Genomic DNA, 19,087 nt, shown 5'->3' with positions numbered 1-19,087 from the left:
GATAGACTTTCGGGTTAGATTTTAAATGGCTAGCTATTCAAAATGGCTACCAAAAGACGTATAGAACTTTAAATTTCTTGTGGTTTTTATTTTTTCGTGACAAGAAAATAGTTCATAATTAGATCGACTACTTTTTTATTCCTACAAAACGTATCACTTCTGCTTTTCCTTGGTGGTGTTCTCCTTCGTCGAGTTTGATCGTTTGTTGTTCTAGAAACTCAAATTTTAATCCTGAAAACTCGTTTCTGATTTCCTCGATTGAAAATAACATATCCAGATTTTTGGGACCCCCAGAAGAATTTTCCAATTGCTCTTTCGCAAAGGCTTCAAATATGACCTTGGCTTCCGGTTTTAGAAACCCCAATAAATTTTGGTACGCTTGCTTACGTATCTGTTTTGGAAAATGGGCATACATCAAACCTAAGACATCAAATCGTTGGGTTGTTTGGAATTCCATGACATCGGCGACTTCATACGTAAGACTTACCTTTTTGTTCAGGGCAAGTCTTAAGGCCTTTTCCCTACCGATGGTACTCCTATCAAATGCTGTAACACTCCAACCTTGACCTGCAGCATAGACTGCATTTCGCCCTTCGCCCTCGGCGGGCAATAGTATACTGCCAACCTTAAGTTTTTCTAGTTGTTTTCTGAAAAATTCATTGGGCTCCGTACCATAAATGTATGAAGCGCTTTTATAACGGCCGTTCCAAAAATCAATTGGATATTCTTTCATAACAATCTAAATATAGCTTAGCATTCTTTTTTCATCATACTCTTTTGCTCTAAAGGGGTTTCAAAAAGGTATTATGACTGAATTTCGTTTGACTTTTTAAATAGGAAATATCATGACTATTATAACTCGTTAACATCTAAATTAGTTTACTATATACGATATAATTGCTCAACAATATAACTGTGCTTGATTATTTGTTTCGGCGGAAATTTAAAGGTTTACTTTTCTCTGGGCAACAAAGCGTTATTGTCAAGTTTTCGAATATTATATGGAATTCAAAATTTTTCTTCCCTTCGGTAGTTGTCAAACTTTGATTTCAACAGCCCTAGTTTTTAAATTCATTGATGCTTTCCCCTAAATCGTAAACCGGAGTATCTTTAATTTCCTTCGAAACTATACTACTACCGGCTGCACTCCGATACCCGCCTGCACAATGAACCACAATCGGTTTATCCGTTGGAATTTTGTCCATGGAATCTCGTAATTCGTTAAGCGGTATATTGATGGCTTGTTTAAAAAACTTTTCCTCGTTCACCTCACTTTTGTTTCTGACGTCTAAAATCGTGAACTGGTCCTGATTGTTTCTGAACATTTCAATGTTCAATTTATCGGATTGCTCCAATGATTCTTCGTCCGATAGTGTGATAACCGTTTTAATCTGGTCTTCGTAACCTATCTTTGCAATGCGTTCAAGTATGTTTTTTCTGTTCTCAATTTTATCGATTACGAGATAATAGGGTTCCTGGGGTTGAATTATGGCCCCAAGCCAGGTCTCAATTTTATCATCTTCACTCTGCGCCATTATATTCACACTGTTTGGTAGATGGTTTTTCTTGAAATCTTCGGTATTGCGGGTATCGACCACAATAATATCTTTTTCTTTAACGGAGGCAACACCGATTCGAAGCGGCACTTTTGCAATGCTACTTTCAAAGTTGTCGGCACCTGTCTTGTTGATATCGACATCAAAACCAAAATAAGAGGGAATAAAAGGTTGGTCAGCCAGAATGTGACTAATGAACTCCTTCTCGGTCTGGTTTTTAAACGCCCAGTTCCCTCTGCGCTCATCGCCAAGTGTGCTTGATGAATCGGTACTCATATTCTTGCCGCATAGTGATCCCGCCCCATGTGCCGGATATACTACCGTTTCATCTGGAAGTGCATTAAATTTATTTTGGACCGTATCGTACATGGCCTTCGCCAGTTCTTCACGTTTGGCGACCATATTGCCGGCCTTTTCTCTAAGGTCGGGTCTTCCTACATCTCCGATGAATAAAGTGTCTCCCGTAAAAATCGCATATTTAGATGCTGTGTCTTTCGCTACGATGGTAATACCATCTGGGGAATGCCCGGGAGTGTTGATTGCGGAAAAAATTACTTTTCCCATCTGGAGTTCATCGCCATCATCAAAGGTGGCGTGGGGATAATCTGCACCGACCAATTTGCTGACATACAAGGTCGCACCTGTCTCTTTGTGAATTTGAAAATGACTACTCACAAAATCAGCGTGTGGATGTGTCTCGAAAACGGCGATAATTTGCGCATCGTTATCTTCTGCGAATTTATAATATGGTTTTGGGTCACGTGAAGGATCTACCAAAGCTATTTTTTTATCGCTCAAAATAGCGTAAGAATAGTGCGCTAAAGGTTTATCTTGAAATTGTTTGATTTCCATAAAGCTATTTTTATTTTATAAAATTAACATATAAAATTAGAAGGGTCGGTAACCCGGGTTACACGGTCTATAGGTTTAACAAAGTATTAACCGGTATGCGTTCTGCCAATATTGCAATCATAGATAAAGTGCCTTATTATTATTTAATACTATTTCTTAAGAATAAACTTAAGGCATGAAGACATAGCCTTTTAATTGGTAATTTGCCAGAACACTAAGCGCTGACAGGGCGGGTTGAACATAGTTGTTCAGGTCTTTATCTTCAATGTCATGAGCACTTGTAGCTTGGGAGCAAACATAGAGCTCTACTCCTTGACTTCTAAGGAGTTTCAGTAGCTCTAAATTGGGATTCCCTTTGCCATATTTTTCCTTATGTTTTTGTTCGTTCAAAGCAAAAAAAGTAGCTCCACCGTGAACTGCGGCAACAATTTTGATTTTCTCGCTGGCAATTCCCGAAACGCCTAACATATTCAATGTTCTTGCGATTTTCCATAAACCCTCGTTAACACCATCGCGCTCTTTGTCAGTCTTTATATCGAATATGAGGTTGTAATCCAATGCTTTGTCTGGCTGAACGGCCACATCTCTGAAGTATTTAATTTTTCCGTACCCATCTATGACAGGAGTTTCCCACTCTTGGGCCTTCATTTGACTTCCCATAAATAATAAAATTATAATGCTTAAGAACTTCCTCATGTTTTAGGTGTTGAATAGTTAGGGAATGGATAGATATAATTCGCAATCACATTTCTTGACTGATAATTTTCAAATGTAGCATTCCTTGGTAAAATTATTTGTAACAATTGTTACTGCAGGCGATGTGTCACAAGAACATTTTAATCGAATTAGAATTGGATTTTTTAGTACCTATCGGAGATGGGAGTATCACGTTTTTTCTGGTCTTTCTTTCAACTTTAATAAGGCCGATTTATTCCATATGGACTTTATTTTAATTTTTGAAAATCAGGAAAGGGACAAAAAAACATGAAGATTTTTTAAAAGCTTCATGTTTTTATCATTACTGTGGAAACGTTTGTTAGACGTTTTTTCCTTTCATCATCTTGTTCCAATAGAGATAGGGAAGTCCATATTTTTTAAGCATCCACAGACGCCAATGTTCTTTTGAACTATCGAATACTAGCATTTGTTTTAACTTGGGATCTGGTATGAAGTTGTTGTTGTAATCGAATTCTGCTAAAACCATTTTTCCATAATCGGTTACAAGCGGACATGATGAATACCCATTGTAGACCATGTTTCCTGTGTGGTTGGTCTTAATCAGTAAATCAATGTTGTCTACTACGATTGGAACTTGTTTGCGAATGGCGGCCCCAGTTTTGGCGGTCGGTAACGCGGCAACATCGCCCAAACTGAAAATATTGGAGTATCTGTTGTGCTGCATGGTCTGATGGTTTACATCTACCCAACCGGCATCGTTCACCAGTGAAGATTCTTTTACAAATTTGGGTGCTACCGATGGCGGGGCGGTATGTAACATATCGTAATGAATACCATATCTATCACCATCTTTTATTACTTTGACATTTTTATAATTGTATTGAAACGATTCGTCAAGTTTCAACTCGCTCTCCTGATTGCCCGTAATCACCACGCAACCACCAGCGGTAATTTCCTTGCCCATTTCATACCATGCGATTTGCTTTTCTGCATCGACAGCGACCAATTTATGATGAAAACGTAGGTTGATATCTTTTCTGTCGACAACTTGCATAAGTGTTTTTGCAATCTCTTTAACCCCAAAAATGACCGTACCACCAGTAGCAAAAATAACATCGGTGTTTTTACGAACACCACTTTTTCTAAAATGGCTTTCTGCCAAGTACATGATTTTTTGAGGAGCACCGCCGCATTTAATGGGCGTTGTAGGCTGAGTAAATAATGCAGTACCACCCTTAAAGTTCTTGATTACATTCCACGTATGTTGTGGGTCGGTATAATTACTGCAGACGACACCCTTATCAATAGCTTCACCTAAACCAGGAACTAGGCTGAAATCATAAGCAAGGCCAGGGGCGACTACCAGATAGTCATAGGTGATAGCTCCGCTTACCGAGGTATGAACCGTATTTTTGTCGGGGTCGAAGCCGGTAGCTTTGTCCATTATCCACTTGGCCTGTTTTGGTATTACTTCCGACATCGGTTTGGCAGTTTTTTCGTAGTCATAAGTCCCTGCGCCAACTAATGTCCATGCTGGCTGATAATAATGGGTGCTAGCAGGTTCAATGATAGCAATGTCTTTATAACGTTTTTGTTTAATAAGTTGGGAGGCTACCATTATGCCTGCGGTACCACCACCGATAATAAGAACTTGATAATGTGATTTCATTTAGATTGAATTTTTAAGAATCCTTTAAAATTAGGGTTCAATTTTTATTCTATCTGCAACTTTGGTTACACAAGTCGAAATCTTACACGATGAAATGCTATGACATTACCTCAGAAAAACGGTGTAAAAACTTTTTAAGGTTATTCTTTCGTTTTGCAAGTTTTCAATCCGAAGAGGGTATATAAAGGACAGAAACTGATAAAACTGGTTACAACAAATACTGCGGCCAAGGCAAGAAGCACATACGCTAAAGTGCCGTCAATGATTTTTTGATAGTATAAGATGCCTACCACTAGAGCCAAAATAATTCGAACTATGCGATCTGTACCGCCCATGTTTTTTTTCATGATATATTGAATTTAGTTGTTTACGTATTCTATTAGTAAAACAATTGTTGTAATTAAACCAGCGCAAATAATACATACCAATGCCAGTTTAATAAATTTTGCCAATTTCATTATCAAATATAGGTTGTTATTTCTTTCGGTGCTGTAACCTATGTTACATACCTATTTTGCCGTGTAACTTAGGTTACTGTGCAGATAAAAAGTTTGCCATATCTTTAACCAAATAGTGATTCATAATGAAGTATATAGATGCTTTTGTTAGCGCATTTAACGGCACGATAGACTGGACATGGAAATCAATCATATTTGAGGTTCCTTGGTATACCAATTATTTTTGGGGACTTATCGCAATTTCTCTAGTGGTTTGGCTGCTAGAAATTGTTTTTCCCTGGCGCAAGGAGCAATCTATTTTTAGAAAAGATTTTTGGATGGATGGTTTTTATATGTTCTTCAACTTCTTTCTATTCGCCATAGCCATTAGCGGGTTTTATAAACTTTTAGGCGTACTATTTGGAGATATTGGAATAACCGCTCAAAGTTTGGCTTTGGTAGACTTAACAAGATGGCCAATGTGGTTGCAGTTGGTAGTCTTTTTTATCATTCTTGACTTTGTACAGTGGTTTACACACATAATGTTACATAGATATGCTTTTCTATGGAAATTCCATAAAGTACACCATAGCGTCAAGGAAATGGGTTTCGCTGCCCATCTACGCTATCATTGGATGGAAAATCTGTTCTATAAACCGTTAAAGACTTTTGGTGTAATGATCTTGGGAGGTTTTGAACCGGAACAAGCCTATATTGTACATTTTTTTGCAATTGCAATCGGCCACTTCAATCATTCCAACATTAAGATAACATGGGGCCCGTTGAAATATTTGCTTAACAATCCCGTCATGCACCTTTACCATCACGCTTATGACCTTCCTAAAGGTACTTACGGCGTTAACTTCGGAATTAGTTTAAGCCTTTGGGACTATATTTTTGGAACAAACCATATTCCAGAGGATAGCGGTAATATTAAACTGGGCTTTCCTGGGGATGAAAAGTTCCCCAAAGATTTCATTCACCAAAATACTTATGGTTTTAAGCGCGGCCAAAAATAAAACTTGGGCTACTTGCCTGAATTTATGTGCTTAGAATGAACGCTACTGCCATTTGGATATGCAAATCTGTTGTGGCAAGTAGGGGTATGTTCGTATCATCTTGCGATATTAACATTGGGAGCTCGGTACATCCTAGAATGATGCCATCGGCACTATTTGCAGCAAGGAGCTTTATTTGATTAAGAAAGAACTGCTTGGCTTTTTCGGTAAATTTTCCTTGGGTCAATTCGTTCGAAACATAATTGTGGGCTTGATCGATATAAAGGGCCTCAGGTATCATTGTCTCGATAGCATACTTGGATTTTAGAACACTCGGAATAAAGTTGCCTGTCATCGTCGGACGATTTCCGAGTAGTCCCAGTTTTTTAAGCCCCAATCGTTGTGCTTCATTTCCTGCAGCTTCTGCAATATGAAGAATAGGAATGCCAATTCTGGGCTGTACATATTCATAAGCCATATGTGGCGTATTGGCACAAATGACAATGGCCGCTGCACCGGCTTGCTCTAGCTTTTGGGATACCTCTAGATATTTGGCATTTATTTTTTCAACATTTTGTTCGCGCATGAGCGCAATGTTGATGCTGTGAAGAATCATGGGTGGGTTCTTTTCAGTTCCGATTATTTCACCCACTACCTTATTTATATCCCGGTAATAAGCTATGGTAGCGTGCCAAGATGTGCCTCCGATCAGACCTAGAGTTTTCATTTTATTAAAATTATCTTTCCGAACAACCTACTGTACTAAAATATTCCAAACGCTGATCATAGCTGTTAAGACCATCGCATATATCCACCTTTGAGGTCATAGATTTTAGAAAATCCCATACCGACCAATTTTTTGGCTGCTTTTTGACTTCTTGCGCCCGAGCGACAATAGAGGTATACCGGTTTTTCCTTATCCAATTTCTCAAATGATTTTTGAAAATTCGCTGCATTGAAAAGGTCGATGTTAATAGCCTTTTTGATGTGACCACTGTTGAATTCGCCCGAGGTGCGTACATCTACCAACAGTACTTTATTACCCGTAATTGCATTGGCATATTCACGTTTGTCCAAGATGGTAATTTTATCGGATGCTTGGCTTTTTGTGCCAAATAGGGAACTTAGAAATGACATATATTTTGTTTTATGCAGGTTGAATTTAGGAAAAGGAAACGACCATGTTTCAGAATGACCGTTTCCTTCAAACCAACCAACCTAATTAAATTCAGTTATAATTTAGTTCTTTTTTTGCTAGGTAGAAATCTACCATCTCTATGGAATCATCTTTCAATCTGGCTTCCATTTCTTCCAATGTTTTTGGTGGAGGAACGATTACCTTATCGCCTTTTATCCAGTCCAAAGGCATGGCAACCTTAAATTTATCGGAGGTCTGTAAAGCTTCCAATGCGCGTAGGATTTCGTTCATATTTCTACCCACATTGAGGGGATAATACATAATCAAACGAATCTTTTTTTTCGGATCTATGAAGAATACCGCACGAACTGCCGCTGTTTCACTTTCGTTCGGTTGAAGCATGCCATATAGTTTCGATACCTTCATATCAATGTCGGCGATGATGGGAAAATCGAAATAAACCCCTGTTTTTTCCCTGACATTGTTCACCCAGCCCAAGTGTGAATGTACGCTATCGATACTTAAGCCCAATAGCTCTGTATTCAATGCATCAAATTCTTTTTTACGAATTGCGAAGCCACTCATTTCGGTTGTACAAACTGGCGTAAAGTCTGCGGGGTGCGAAAACATTACAAGCCATTTGTTCTTGGCAAAATCTGACAATTTGATTTTTCCTTTTGTAGTAACCGCCTCGAAATCGGGAGCTTGGTCCCCAATTCTGGGCATTGGTGTTGATTCCATATTTGTAGTTTCCATATCTAATATTTTATATAGTAAAAGTATGGTGCTACATACGGAACTACAGTAACCTTGGTTACAGAGTATGTTAAACAAAATACAAAAAGCGATCTAAATAAGACCGCTTTTGTGTAAACCAAATAGCTATTTTTTTGAATTATGTCATTTTCTTTTCCAACCGATCTAATCGTTCTTCGATATTCATTAATTTTTGTAAAATTAAGATATGCGTTTTTTTTGCGTCTATTCCGACAGGGCTTGTGTCGCTATGAATTTCTTTGGCGATGGCCTCGAATTGTTCCTGTTCCGTCATTTGATTCAAATTTAGTTTCGTTTGCTCCATTCCCCATAACCACCGGAGTAATCGAATATGGTTTTAAACCCCATATCCTTCAATTTCTGACTTGCGCTGTTACTTCTGCCACCCATTTGGCAATAGATGTAAATAGGTTTCTCTTTATCAAGATTTTGAATTTCTTTGGTAAAGGTAGCATTGTCCAAAACGTCTATATTTATGGCATCGTCAATGTGCCCGGCGTTATATTCTTTTAAGGTACGAACATCTACCAATTGAACATCTTTGCCGATTACTTCCGATTTAAAGGTATCAATGTCTATGACCTTGGTGGGCCCATCATTTTGAGATTTACAGGATAATGCCGTAATGAACACGAAAAATAGGATGTATCTTTTCATCGAGTTATGATTTTTGTTTTTTAATTATCAGATGCGAATATTCACATGCTATAAAATTAATTAAAATGACCTTTGTAAAACGTCTATGGGCCAATGTACAAAGAAAATGTCATCAAGTCATTTTCTTTGTACTAGACCCTATGGTAGTTCACTTCATTTCGCTATAATGTTGATGGACAGACGTACTCCGTTGTCGGGATACCCGCTTTCTTAATGGCCTCAAATCCACCTGAAATGTCAAGAAGGTTATGTATACCCCTACTTTTTAGAATTGATGCAGCAATCATACTACGATATCCTCCGGCACAATGCACATAAAATAAGGTTTTCGATGGAAACTCGGCCAAATGGTCATTTAAAAAATCTAAAGGTGTATTGTTGGCGTCAACGATATGCTCGGATAGGTATTCACTTTCCTTACGCACGTCAAAGATGGGAACTTTCTCTGTTTCCAATTTTTCCTTCAAACTTTTTGGGGTTATTTGGCTTACGGTATCGTATTCCATCGAAGCTTTTTTCCATGAATCAAAACCACCTTCAAGATACCCCAAGGTGTTGTCAAAACCGACTCTTGACAGTCTGGTAACGGCCTGTTCCTCACTTCCTTTAGGCGCTACGAGAAGTATGGGTTGCTTTACATCCGCAATCAAGGCACCCACCCATGGTGCAAAATCTCCATTTAAGCCGATAAAAATCGATCGTGGAACATGGCCCTTGGCAAAGTCGTCTTGATGCCGTACATCTAAAACAATCGCTCCAGTTTCGTTTGCCGCAGCTTCAAATGCCTTTGGGGAAAGGGGTCTTGTACCTCGTTCTAATACTTCCTCGATATCTTCATACCCTTCTTTGTTCATCTTGACATTTAGGGGGAAATACTTTGGCGGTGGCAAAAGGCCTTCGGTAACTTCATCAATAAATTCTTCTTTAGTCATATCGGCACGCAGGGCATAGTTCATTTTTTTCTGGTTCCCCAAGCTGTCCACGGTTTCTTTCATCATATTTTTGCCACATGCAGAACCTGCGCCATGAGCTGGGTATACAATAACGTCATCGGCCAACGGCATTATTTTTTCCCGCAAGCTGTCGAAGAGAAACCCTGCAAGGTCACGTTTGGTTAGCACTCCCATTTTTTGTGCAAGATCCGGCCTGCCCACATCTCCTAGAAACAGCGTGTCACCCGTAAATATGGCGTGGTCATTACCGTTTTTGTCTTTTAGTAAATAGGTCGTACTCTCCATAGTGTGACCAGGGGTATGTAAAGCCTTAATGGTGATTTCCCCTAATTTGAATTCTTGGCCATCTTTAGCGATGATCGCATCGAAAGATGGATTCGCATTTGGCCCATAAACAATGTCGGCACCCGTTTCCTTTGCCAGAGTGACATGGCCACTTACAAAATCGGCATGGAAATGCGTTTCGAAAATATATTTGATTTTAGCATTGTCAAGTTTGGCTCTGGAGATATAGGGTTTTACTTCCCGTAGTGGATCAATAATGGCCACTTCACCTTTACTTTCAATGTAATAGGCACCTTGTGCCAGACAGCCGGTATAAATTTGTTCTATTTTCATAATTTCTTTTTTTATCGTTTTAGAAATGAATAATACAATATTGATTGATTTTCGACAGTCACTTAGGTTACATAAGTCGATTTTTTTGACTGTAACGAGATCTTCTCTTCTATTTCTGATTTTTTGCTGAACTCTTTGCAATGCTGATAGGCTTCATAGGTTGTTACGAAAATATTCTCTTTTCCAATATCAGCTATAAGACCACTTGTATAAAGAATATCACGGGTAGGACCGATGGCCCCTGCAATTATCAGTTTTATTTCTTTGTTCTTCAATTCTTGAATAGTTTGTCTAAGTAGGTGTACCGCGCTACTATCAATATAGTTTATGGCTTCCGCATTAAGAATGATATACTTGAGCGAACTGCCTTTTTTATCGATTTGCTTTTGAAGCTCATTTTTAAAATAGTCTTTGTTTCCGAAAAAAAGCTGTGCATCAAAACGAAGGATCAAGAACTCATCGTAGGTTTCAACAGTTTCACCGAAACGTGATACATTTTTAAAATAATTAGTTCCGGGAATCCTTCCTAATACGGCAATATGTGGCATAGATGTTCGGTATACCAACAATAGTAGGGAAATAAGTACTCCTAATAGAATTCCTTCTTTAATACCAATCGTAAGCGTAATAATGAAGGTTGCCATTAGCAGGAAAAATTCATCCCTTCTATTTTTAAATAGATAAACGGGAAATTTAATATCAATCAATCCGAAGACTGCCACCATAATTATAGCTGCGAGTACGGCATTAGGTAAATAATAGAATAAGGGTGTTAAGAAAAGGAGTGTCAGGCCAACAATCAATGCACTTATCATGGGGGCAACCCCTGTTTTTGCGCCGGCCAAATCGTTTACTGCCGTTCTTGAAAAGCCACCGGTGGTAGGGTATGATTGGAAAAAGGAACCAATAATATTTGAAGTGCCCAGTGCTATCAACTCTTGATTGGAATCTACTTTATAATCCGTATGACGTTCTTCTACGGCCTTTGAGACGGAGATGGCTTCCATAAAAGCTATGAGTGCGAGGGTAAGGGCGATAGGCGTAAGTTCGGAGATTCTGGAAAAATCAATATTGGGGACACTGAATTCGGGTAAACCCTTTGGCACCTCTCCCACAATTTTGACACCTAGATCATTTAAGCCAAAAAAGTATATACCTAAAATACCTAATACAACAATAACAAGTGCTCCCGGTAATTTGTTGTTTATTTTCTGAATTATTTTGATAGACACGATTGAAACTATACCAATGGATAAAGTGATAAGATTGGTTTCCGAAATTGTTGAGAATGCATTTTGTAATAAAATGTGCACTTGATTGCTACTTTCGATAGTTGTTCCTAAAAGATGCTTTAATTGGCTGAGACCTATAATTATTGCTGCTGCCGAAGTAAATCCGCTGATTACCGGTTTAGATAGAAAATTAACCAAAAATCCCATACGCAATAACCCCAACAACAACTGAACGGTTCCCATAAAAAATGCCAAGAAAATGGCCATTGCAACATATTCGTCAATACCTGAAAGAGCAAGTGCTCCCAAACCCGAAGCGACTAATAATGAGTCCATGGCAACGGGCCCCACCGCCAATTGGCGAGAGGTTCCCATAATGGCATATATAATTTGAGGAATAAGAGAAGCATACAGACCAAAAACTGGGGGGAGACCGGCAATCATGGCATAGGCCATCCCCTGAGGTATGAGCATTATTCCTACGGTCAATCCCGCAGAAATATCTCCCGACAAAAAAGATTTTTTATATCCGGGAAGCCATTGCAATATCGGAATGTATTTTTTCAACATGAAAAAGGTTTGATGTCAAAACTACAAACCTTTATGTGGTTCTACAGTAACATTGGTTACTGAACTACCATAAATTAAAAAATTTACATCTGATTACTTGCAGTATGATTGAGAATCGCTGGTATAGTCGCGGAAGGCAGGGGCTCTGAAACCTTACTTTTCACAAGTCTTCATTAGAGAGGAAATTAGACTATAGTTTCATGGCATATTCTTCCAACTTCCCCCTTATAATATTTATAAACTCTTTTATTCCCTCTGCATTAAACTATTTGTACTTGGGCAGAAATGTCAATAAAAAGTAGCAATACACGGGAATTGAGTCAATTAGGTCCTTTGTTTTTATCGAAGACTTTATGCTAGGTTATTGGCTTTAACTAGTATATCGGAAGGTTAAGGTCTACATTCCCTGAATCGTGCAGTGCCGGTTAATCGGTGCTTACCTTTACATCTTTAAACATGAAGGGGTTACTGCTGACATTCAAATCTTTGCCGCTTTCAGTGGTCACATTCCTTAGAACGACTTCTTTGGTTTTAACATAGGGAAACTTTTCTTGATAAGAATCGTCGGTCATTTCTTTATTGAAATCCTTGAAAATAGCTGGCCCCTGGTAATCATCTGGATGATTGGAATCATCGATATGAAGGTCTTCAATTGTAATTCGTTCCGGCATATAACAGGTGTAACCGAAATCATGTTGACCTGAATAGGAGCCTCCTATTAGGCTTGCACTTGTTGAATTGCCTCCTGCAGGCACGAAAACGCAGTTACGGATGATGATTTCTCCCTGCCATGTACTACCGTAGTCAGATCGCAGATTAATTAGACTCCTTCCACGTATGGTGGTGTTCTCAACAGTTAGCACGCCGCAGCCGATGGCATTGATTCCCATATGGCCGAGGGTAGAGTTGCGAATGGTTGCATTGGCAACTCCTTTGTGGGCATCAAACCGAGAGAAAGTGCAATTGTCATAGACCAGATTCTTGGAGTAGTTGGAACTCATGACCCCCCAATACGTTCTATCGTTGATGTCATTTGTCTGGCTGCAATTCACCAAAGATACATTCAGGGCGCGGTTGACCAAAATGTCATAAGAACCCATTGAAACAGGCTTCCCAGCCGAACCAATTGTACTGTAGGTCTTGTGTCCGGTGAGTATGGTGTTCTTTACGGTAACGTAGGCGCAATCACGAACATTGATGAAGCCGCTATAGGGTGCTCCATGATCCTCTTCGCCGATAATACGGTGTTCCATTCCATCTACAAGTACATTGGAACGCTTAATTGCTATGTTGCGGCTGTAATACGTGTATTTCGATTCTGCTTTATTGGCGATGGTGGTAAAACGTCCTCCAGTGATTTTAAGGGTGGTCTCATCTAAAGGTAAGGCAGTCGCATCGGTAATTTGATCGAAGTCCCAGATAATTGGCGCGTCCAAATCTACATTACCATTTTTGTCAACAACAAAGATATCCGTTTGCTGAGATCCATTATCTTGGTTCAGTCCATAGCGGATATAATGTTTTACTTTGGAATTGGTCACGCTAATCAGACATGATGTGGGTAAGGAAACATCGATTTTCTTCTGATCTTTCTTAAGTGAAGATAACCCTTCAAGTTTAAAGGGTTGTAGGCTTGAACTGACTATAAAAACAGAAGTATTACGGTTATGGACTTCGGTATCATCAATGATGAAGGCTGCTGTACCGAAATCGGTATCAGTGCTGATGACGGCAGTGCGCTCCTTTCCTCCAATGTAGTATGTATATCCTTCGTCAGCTTTGACCATAAGGCCGTATTGATTGGCGAACGCATGGGTTGCGGCAATTGCATTTATATCATCTGTTTTGCCGTCACCGCTGGCACCAAAATCGCTATAGCGCACTAAACCAAGGGCTTTGAATTTGCGGGCATCCTTAGAAGATACGTTTACATGTAATTTCCCATTTTTGGCTGTTGATACATGGGTTTTTTTCTTTGAGGATGTGATTACCACATTTTCTGGGCGACTTTTAGTCTGCCCCAGTACCATAAAAACACAAGAAAAGAATACGATAAATAAGGAGGAATATTTCATCACGGGCGCACGTTATTGGGCATCAATTTTAGTAAAGATCCAAAGAATTCTTCGGTGTGGGGTTGATTTGTAAATTTGATCAAAACTGGTGAATTTCATCCAGAAACACAAAAAAAACATTTAATTGGTTAGCTTTTAGTAACAAATTGACAAGGCTCTGAATCATTTCACTTTTTATCCTGATTATTATAGGCCGTCTTTTTTCTAGCCAATCTCTTTGTTATCTGTGGTAGTTTATTTCGTTGGTTTTCCAGGCCAATTCCAATGCAATAAATCATCGCTCCAAGCTATACCCAGGGAAGCGTTTTTATCAAAATCACCTTCTTGCTCAGTTCTTGGACCTGAACCGTGGAAAAACATGAGGTACTTACCAAACTTAGCGTTTTCAGTGAGATTAATTACCGTACCCGCAGTAATCCTTCCTTTAGCCCAATCCCAATGCTGTTGACCCAGAACTATCAAATCTCCCCAATCTTCCCACTGTTCAAGGTTAGTGGAGCGTTTAATTCCGATACCATTGTGTGGGGAGTGAAACAATAGGTACTCATCATTTTCTGTAAGTACCGTAACATTTTCGCCTGATTCAGAATGGCAACAATAGGTCCAATTTTCAAAATCATAAGTATAGGACATACTGACACCATTTTGCTTGTAGAAGCACCACCATTTCCCTTTTTCGTCTTTATCTTCCACGATATAAGGGTCGATCATTCTTCCCATATCAGCTTCTTTTACGTCTGCCCCTTTGACCTTTATTAACTCAGGGGCGCTCCAGTTTTCCAGGTCTTTGCTTCGCATTATAAAAACCCTGGCATCGGCCGATCCATACCTGGTTTTATCTTTTTCACCAAGTCCGGGTCTGGGATAGGTCTGTAGGCTTAGAATCCACTCATCCTTAAATCGGATTATATTTCCAGGACTACAGAAATTTAAGTTTTGATTTTTAGCGGTAATTATTTTAGCAGGGCTCCAGTGTTTTAAATCTTTCGATTTGCTAGATGCCGTATAAGAATAAATAAGTCCGTTTTCAGCCTTCACAAGGGTGTAAAACAGGTGAAATATATCTTCATGAAATAAAATTGCAGGGTCTCGATAGGCTATAGAATCGTTTCCTTTGAAAATTATTGGGGACCTTAGGTCACTTAAAAGGCTGTTTTGTGCGTTTGTCTGTTTAGAGGACAACAGTAATAAAATAAGCAAGGGAATACTTGAGATTTTTGTTATAATCCGGCCACTCGACTTCTTCGCTCTAGTAATATCGTATCTCTCCATTTGCCATCAAGTTTAGCAATTTTTTCTCTTATACCAATGGTTCTAAATCCAAATTTAGTATGAAGTTTAAGTGTTGCCTTGTTTTCAGGAAATACGCTTGAGAATAAGGTCCAGATTTCATGTTTTTCAGATGAAGCAATCATTTTATCCATAAGTGCAGAACCAATTCCCTTACCCAGAATTTTAGTGTCAATATAAATACTGACCTCTACGACACCTTCGTATACCGCCCTTTTGGAGACGGGGGATAAAGCAATCCACCCGAGTATCGCTTCATTCTCAATATAGACGAATCTTGAATGTTTTAGATGTTTCACATCCCACTCACCCCATGTTGGAACCACCGTTTCAAATGTTGCATTTCTGGTATCAAGACCCATTTGATAGATTTCAAGAACCCTAGAACTATCTTGGTCATTCATTTCGCGTATCATACTCGTTCCTAATGCTTTTAAATGATTTTTTATCGGATTGTATTTAAGTTCCTCCGCAGTATTGGTGTACTTGTAGCTGAAAGTTTATGGCTGTGTCTTAACCGCTCTCTTTTTGTAATGCTTAAAGTTCTCCCATAAATTCCATTACCCTTATTTTGGCATCGTGTTTGGCTTTTTTATCTCCATCGATAGTTCCACCAAATTCATATTCATAGTCTTTTCCACCAATGTTCATTTTCCCAGTTCTAAAACCTGAATTTTCTTCGGGATTGCTTGAAATTAAGTGTCCGGAATTTTCATACTTTATATTCTGAAAGGAGTGTTGAAAGTTATTTTCTTTTAATCTTTCCGCTATCATATCCGCCATTAGAGATGACGGCCAAACCTTGTCGTCATTCCCCGAAAAAAGAAGTATAGGACCATTGATTTTTTCTACTTTAATAGCGGCCTGTTTCACCTGATCGGTGTTTGTTAAACCATTTTTCCAGTATGCTGTAGTTTCGATTTTATTGGAGTTATTCCCTGAAATTTTGTTCATGGGAATGTATGGAACATCAGTTCCTTTATATTTCCAACTGGCCTTCACGTCATTTGAATTGTAGGGTAATACGGTATTTGACCAAGAAACGGAACTTGGTGCATAGGCAATAGCTCCGCTAACAAGCTTGGGAAATGTAGAGGCAATTACCAATGCTAATTCTGCATTTCTTGATGCTCCCATAACAATTACCTTATCGGGGTCTACTTCTGGCTGTTTTCTCAACCAATTGATGGCATTTTCAAAGTATTCCAAATCAATTTCTTCGGGTAATTCTGGTAATCCTTCTTTTCCAGTATAGGGCAGTGATAACCCGACGTATTGTTTATGTGCAAATTGCTGTGCCCAATAATCTCCCCATGGTCCGCCACCTATTAATATTACCGTTGCTTTATTCTTTGTAGCCCCTTTAACAAAGTAATTCGCGTGAAAACCATTTTCATGCAGTGTTCTGGGTTTTATTCCGTCGAATAGGATATTGTCAGCAATTAAATATCCAACAAAAAGCAGGGTTATTACTCCAATCGAAATAACATATTTCTTCATTTTTAATAGTTTCTTGCTAGCGTGGTCGAATAAGATTTTTTACTGCCTGGAAGTACGTTAGATTTCTTAAGGCTGGTCAAACATAGCAAAAATGCCAGGATTTTCCGATAGTAAATATGACGGGTAATGAACCATATGTTCCATATCGGTTAGTTGAAAAATTCCTTTGGAAAGAAGCTGTATTAGGAAAGGAAATAATCCTTCAGCCACATCAGCTTCATTAACTTTGGCTCCTCGCTCTATGGCCAATAAACCAACCCTTGGGTGATTCCTCCCAAAGGCAACCTTAAATTTTTAATTTTTTCCAATTGAGTTTGAACAGAATATTGAAATTAGTGTACGGTTCAAAGTTTATACGATTTAAATTTATATTTTCATTGACGATTATATAAGATTTATGCGATTTTGTGTGCGAACGGATGCATAATGGAATCGTGCCACATGGATTTTTTATTTAGCTTGTTAATTGGTTTTGTCTTTATATTTCAATTACTACATTTCCTCTTTTATGTCCCCGGTCTACATATTCATGTGCAATTACGATTTCATCGATTTTAAAACTTGTATCAATAAAAGGTATGAGTTTTCCTTTTTCAGCTAGAACTTTTATTTTTTTAAGATGTTCACTTTTTTCTTTTGTAAGCATTTTAACAGAAACGAATCTTCCCCCTTTATTCAAAACTTTTTTTGTTTCTGATTTCGTTGTTTTGCCAACAGCATCAAAAATGATATCAAATTTATGTTCAAGTAGCGCATAGTTATCTTTTTTGTAATCTATTAAACTATCCGCGCCAAGTGATTTAACCATCTCAAAATTTGAACCACTACAAACACCTGTTATATATGCACCTTCATACTTGGCGATCTGAACAGCGTAGCTGCCTACACTTCCGGAAGCACCATAAATCAAAATTTTTTGTTCTTTATTTATACGTGCTTTCTCTAATAAATACATGGCGGTCATAGCTCCGATAGGTAAAGCGGCAGCTTCTTTAAAATTGAAATTGATGGGTTTAAAATCTACAACACCATGTTTCCATTCTTGAGGCAAACAAATATATTCAGCATAAGAGCCAGCAGTGAGCATTGTCGTCGTTCCAAAAACATGGTCACCAATATTAAACTTCGTCACATCTTTTCCCTTGTCTTCAATGACTCCCGCCAATTCATGACCTAAAATGTTCTTTTTCGGTTTAAAAAGTCCAAATATCAGTCTTGCGGGTAACCAGAAAAGTGCTGGGAAATCAGAACTACGAAGCCTCACATCGCCAGATGTAACCGTTGCTGCATGTATCTTGACAAGAATTTCGTTATCTTTTGGAAGTGGTTTTTCGACCTCCATTAGTTTGATTACTTCTGGCGGGCCATACTTTTTATAAACTGCGGCTTTCATATTAATTTTTGCTTAAATGAAACACAACAATTTTGTTAAACTACCTTTTAATGAAGTTTAGGTTTTGTTGTGTTGACTTATTTTAAATCATTTGTCATCTTACCGAGATTGATTTTTTCGGCCTTGCTGAACTCTATTTCTCGAACAAATTCCATTTTTTTCCATAAATAGGTATTGCCTTTAAGTCCATTTGTAATTTTCATCCTTCGGTTCAATCGGCTAATTTCCTTTTCTGTTGCTTTTCTTCTTTCTCCGAGTTTACCATAAATTTTTATTGCTGGATAGTCAGAAAACTTTTCCCGAAATAGCGCTTTAATCCAAAATAGCCGTCTACTATTCACGCCCAAAAGGCAAATATTGGGATTGGTTTTAGCGTGTTTAGGTAATTTTGACGGAAATTTTTCAAAGTAAAAACCAGTTTGGTCATCATTCAAGAACAAAGAACCTATTGGAGTTACCGTTGGATTATTCTCAGAATCAACGGAGGCAATCGATATATGAAAATTTGAGCTAAAGCTTTTATTGAAATGTTCCCTTATTTTATACCAATCCGCGGTAATATCCATTAGCTATTTTTTGTTTGTATTTTCCGAAAAGGCCAAGGTTTCTTGCCGTAATTCGTACGAAGGGCGAATGACGTTAAACCTAAAGATAGCTTTTTGTATTTGATTTCCGTTTAAGAAATCATTAAGCA

General features: G+C 38.4%; 19 protein-coding genes. 1 reads left to right on the top strand and 18 read right to left on the bottom strand.

The genetic code is table 11. The features are described 5' to 3' along the window. Positions 1 to 127 precede the first annotated feature (127 nt). The 5 genes from BLS33_RS02540 to BLS33_RS02515 form a co-directional block, all read right to left on the bottom strand. Positions 128 to 733, bottom strand: coding sequence for a class I SAM-dependent methyltransferase (locus BLS33_RS02540; protein ID WP_089884942.1), 606 nt, complete (start codon positions 731 to 733; stop codon positions 128 to 130). Between the two features lie 325 nt (positions 734 to 1,058). Beyond that, positions 1,059 to 2,408: an MBL fold metallo-hydrolase gene (locus tag BLS33_RS02535; protein ID WP_089884941.1), complete on the bottom strand. Its 1,350-nt coding sequence runs from the start codon at positions 2,406 to 2,408 to the stop codon at positions 1,059 to 1,061. 168 nt (positions 2,409 to 2,576) lie between these two features. Next, positions 2,577 to 3,104: a DsrE family protein gene (locus BLS33_RS02530; RefSeq protein ID WP_089884939.1), complete on the bottom strand. Its 528-nt coding sequence runs from the start codon at positions 3,102 to 3,104 to the stop codon at positions 2,577 to 2,579. A 340-nt stretch (positions 3,105 to 3,444) separates the two neighbouring features. Further along, positions 3,445 to 4,755, bottom strand: a complete 1,311-nt coding sequence (locus BLS33_RS02520) for an NAD(P)/FAD-dependent oxidoreductase (protein WP_089884934.1) — start codon at positions 4,753 to 4,755, stop codon at positions 3,445 to 3,447. Positions 4,756 to 4,895: 140 nt separating this feature from the next. Continuing rightward, a complete protein-coding gene (locus tag BLS33_RS02515) occupies positions 4,896 to 5,102 on the bottom strand; it encodes a YgaP family membrane protein (RefSeq protein WP_089884932.1) in 207 nt (68 codons plus the stop codon). A gap of 233 nt (positions 5,103 to 5,335) precedes the next feature. Here BLS33_RS02515 and BLS33_RS02510 point away from each other — a divergent pair, with 233 nt between their 5' ends. Further along, positions 5,336 to 6,211, top strand: coding sequence for a sterol desaturase family protein (locus BLS33_RS02510; protein WP_089884930.1), 876 nt, complete (start codon positions 5,336 to 5,338; stop codon positions 6,209 to 6,211). Between the two features lie 22 nt (positions 6,212 to 6,233). Here the strand turns inward: BLS33_RS02510 and BLS33_RS02505 are convergent, their stop codons facing one another. From BLS33_RS02505 to BLS33_RS02440, 13 genes are all read right to left on the bottom strand, one after another. After that, positions 6,234 to 6,917: an aspartate/glutamate racemase family protein gene (locus BLS33_RS02505; protein ID WP_089884928.1), complete on the bottom strand. Its 684-nt coding sequence runs from the start codon at positions 6,915 to 6,917 to the stop codon at positions 6,234 to 6,236. Positions 6,918 to 6,982: 65 nt separating this feature from the next. Then, on the bottom strand, positions 6,983 to 7,327 hold the full coding sequence (locus tag BLS33_RS02500) for a rhodanese-like domain-containing protein (protein WP_089884926.1): 345 nt from the start codon (positions 7,325 to 7,327) through the stop codon (positions 6,983 to 6,985). Between the two features lie 91 nt (positions 7,328 to 7,418). Beyond that, positions 7,419 to 8,084, bottom strand: coding sequence for a peroxiredoxin (locus BLS33_RS02495; RefSeq protein WP_089884924.1), 666 nt, complete (start codon positions 8,082 to 8,084; stop codon positions 7,419 to 7,421). Between the two features lie 139 nt (positions 8,085 to 8,223). Then, positions 8,224 to 8,379 carry a hypothetical protein gene (locus BLS33_RS24755; RefSeq protein WP_176801304.1) on the bottom strand — a complete coding sequence of 52 codons (156 nt, stop codon included), beginning with the start codon at positions 8,377 to 8,379 and terminating at the stop codon, positions 8,224 to 8,226. An 11-nt stretch (positions 8,380 to 8,390) separates the two neighbouring features. Beyond that, on the bottom strand, positions 8,391 to 8,762 hold the full coding sequence (locus tag BLS33_RS02485; RefSeq protein WP_089884919.1) for a rhodanese-like domain-containing protein: 372 nt from the start codon (positions 8,760 to 8,762) through the stop codon (positions 8,391 to 8,393). 161 nt (positions 8,763 to 8,923) lie between these two features. Beyond that, entirely contained in the window at positions 8,924 to 10,333 is a 1,410-nt protein-coding gene (locus BLS33_RS02480) for an MBL fold metallo-hydrolase (protein ID WP_089884917.1), read from the bottom strand. Positions 10,334 to 10,395: 62 nt separating this feature from the next. Beyond that, the gene (locus tag BLS33_RS02475) at positions 10,396 to 12,135 is read right to left on the bottom strand and encodes a SulP family inorganic anion transporter (RefSeq protein WP_089884915.1); all 1,740 of its coding nucleotides are present in this window, start codon (positions 12,133 to 12,135) and stop codon (positions 10,396 to 10,398) included. A gap of 425 nt (positions 12,136 to 12,560) precedes the next feature. After that, a complete protein-coding gene (locus BLS33_RS02470; RefSeq protein ID WP_089884913.1) occupies positions 12,561 to 14,210 on the bottom strand; it encodes a hypothetical protein in 1,650 nt (549 codons plus the stop codon). 234 nt (positions 14,211 to 14,444) lie between these two features. Beyond that, on the bottom strand, positions 14,445 to 15,482 hold the full coding sequence (locus BLS33_RS02465; RefSeq protein WP_218129523.1) for a glycoside hydrolase family protein: 1,038 nt from the start codon (positions 15,480 to 15,482) through the stop codon (positions 14,445 to 14,447). Next, entirely contained in the window at positions 15,431 to 15,916 is a 486-nt protein-coding gene (locus BLS33_RS02460) for a GNAT family N-acetyltransferase (protein WP_089884911.1), read from the bottom strand. Before BLS33_RS02460 ends, BLS33_RS02465 begins: the two co-directional genes overlap by 52 nt. Positions 15,917 to 16,037: 121 nt before the next feature. Further along, positions 16,038 to 17,000 carry an acyl-CoA thioester hydrolase/BAAT C-terminal domain-containing protein gene (locus tag BLS33_RS02455; protein WP_089884909.1) on the bottom strand — a complete coding sequence of 321 codons (963 nt, stop codon included), beginning with the start codon at positions 16,998 to 17,000 and terminating at the stop codon, positions 16,038 to 16,040. Between the two features lie 478 nt (positions 17,001 to 17,478). Next, a complete protein-coding gene (locus BLS33_RS02445; RefSeq protein ID WP_089884906.1) occupies positions 17,479 to 18,393 on the bottom strand; it encodes an NAD(P)-dependent alcohol dehydrogenase in 915 nt (304 codons plus the stop codon). 77 nt (positions 18,394 to 18,470) lie between these two features. Then, positions 18,471 to 18,959, bottom strand: a complete 489-nt coding sequence (locus tag BLS33_RS02440; RefSeq protein WP_089884904.1) for a pyridoxamine 5'-phosphate oxidase family protein — start codon at positions 18,957 to 18,959, stop codon at positions 18,471 to 18,473. Positions 18,960 to 19,087: the final 128 nt, after the last annotated feature.

This window comes from Kriegella aquimaris, from assembly GCF_900103215.1.
Classification (GTDB): Bacteria; Bacteroidota; Bacteroidia; order Flavobacteriales; family Flavobacteriaceae; genus Kriegella; species Kriegella aquimaris.
This window is presented reverse-complemented; position numbering and strand designations above follow the sequence as displayed.

Excerpts from the sequence above, each read along its gene's own strand:
- BLS33_RS02470 (WP_089884913.1), bottom strand. The coding sequence starts at position 14,210 with ATGAAATATTCCTCCTTATTTATCGTATTCTTTTCTTGTGTTTTTATG.
- BLS33_RS02535 (WP_089884941.1), bottom strand. The coding sequence starts at position 2,408 with ATGGAAATCAAACAATTTCAAGATAAACCTTTAGCGCACTATTCTTAC.
- BLS33_RS02445 (WP_089884906.1), bottom strand. The coding sequence starts at position 18,393 with ATGAAAGCCGCAGTTTATAAAAAGTATGGCCCGCCAGAAGTAATCAAA.
- BLS33_RS02485 (WP_089884919.1), bottom strand. The coding sequence starts at position 8,762 with ATGAAAAGATACATCCTATTTTTCGTGTTCATTACGGCATTATCCTGT.
- BLS33_RS02530 (WP_089884939.1), bottom strand. The coding sequence starts at position 3,104 with ATGAGGAAGTTCTTAAGCATTATAATTTTATTATTTATGGGAAGTCAA.
- BLS33_RS02475 (WP_089884915.1), bottom strand. The coding sequence starts at position 12,135 with ATGTTGAAAAAATACATTCCGATATTGCAATGGCTTCCCGGATATAAA.
- BLS33_RS02480 (WP_089884917.1), bottom strand. The coding sequence starts at position 10,333 with ATGAAAATAGAACAAATTTATACCGGCTGTCTGGCACAAGGTGCCTAT.
- BLS33_RS02440 (WP_089884904.1), bottom strand. The coding sequence starts at position 18,959 with ATGGATATTACCGCGGATTGGTATAAAATAAGGGAACATTTCAATAAA.
- BLS33_RS02455 (WP_089884909.1), bottom strand. The coding sequence starts at position 17,000 with ATGAAGAAATATGTTATTTCGATTGGAGTAATAACCCTGCTTTTTGTT.
- BLS33_RS24755 (WP_176801304.1), bottom strand. The coding sequence starts at position 8,379 with ATGACGGAACAGGAACAATTCGAGGCCATCGCCAAAGAAATTCATAGC.
- BLS33_RS02540 (WP_089884942.1), bottom strand. The coding sequence starts at position 733 with ATGAAAGAATATCCAATTGATTTTTGGAACGGCCGTTATAAAAGCGCT.
- BLS33_RS02465 (WP_218129523.1), bottom strand. The coding sequence starts at position 15,482 with ATGGAGAGATACGATATTACTAGAGCGAAGAAGTCGAGTGGCCGGATT.
- BLS33_RS02495 (WP_089884924.1), bottom strand. The coding sequence starts at position 8,084 with ATGGAAACTACAAATATGGAATCAACACCAATGCCCAGAATTGGGGAC.
- BLS33_RS02460 (WP_089884911.1), bottom strand. The coding sequence starts at position 15,916 with ATGATACGCGAAATGAATGACCAAGATAGTTCTAGGGTTCTTGAAATC.
- BLS33_RS02520 (WP_089884934.1), bottom strand. The coding sequence starts at position 4,755 with ATGAAATCACATTATCAAGTTCTTATTATCGGTGGTGGTACCGCAGGC.
- BLS33_RS02500 (WP_089884926.1), bottom strand. The coding sequence starts at position 7,327 with ATGTCATTTCTAAGTTCCCTATTTGGCACAAAAAGCCAAGCATCCGAT.
- BLS33_RS02515 (WP_089884932.1), bottom strand. The coding sequence starts at position 5,102 with ATGAAAAAAAACATGGGCGGTACAGATCGCATAGTTCGAATTATTTTG.
- BLS33_RS02505 (WP_089884928.1), bottom strand. The coding sequence starts at position 6,917 with ATGAAAACTCTAGGTCTGATCGGAGGCACATCTTGGCACGCTACCATA.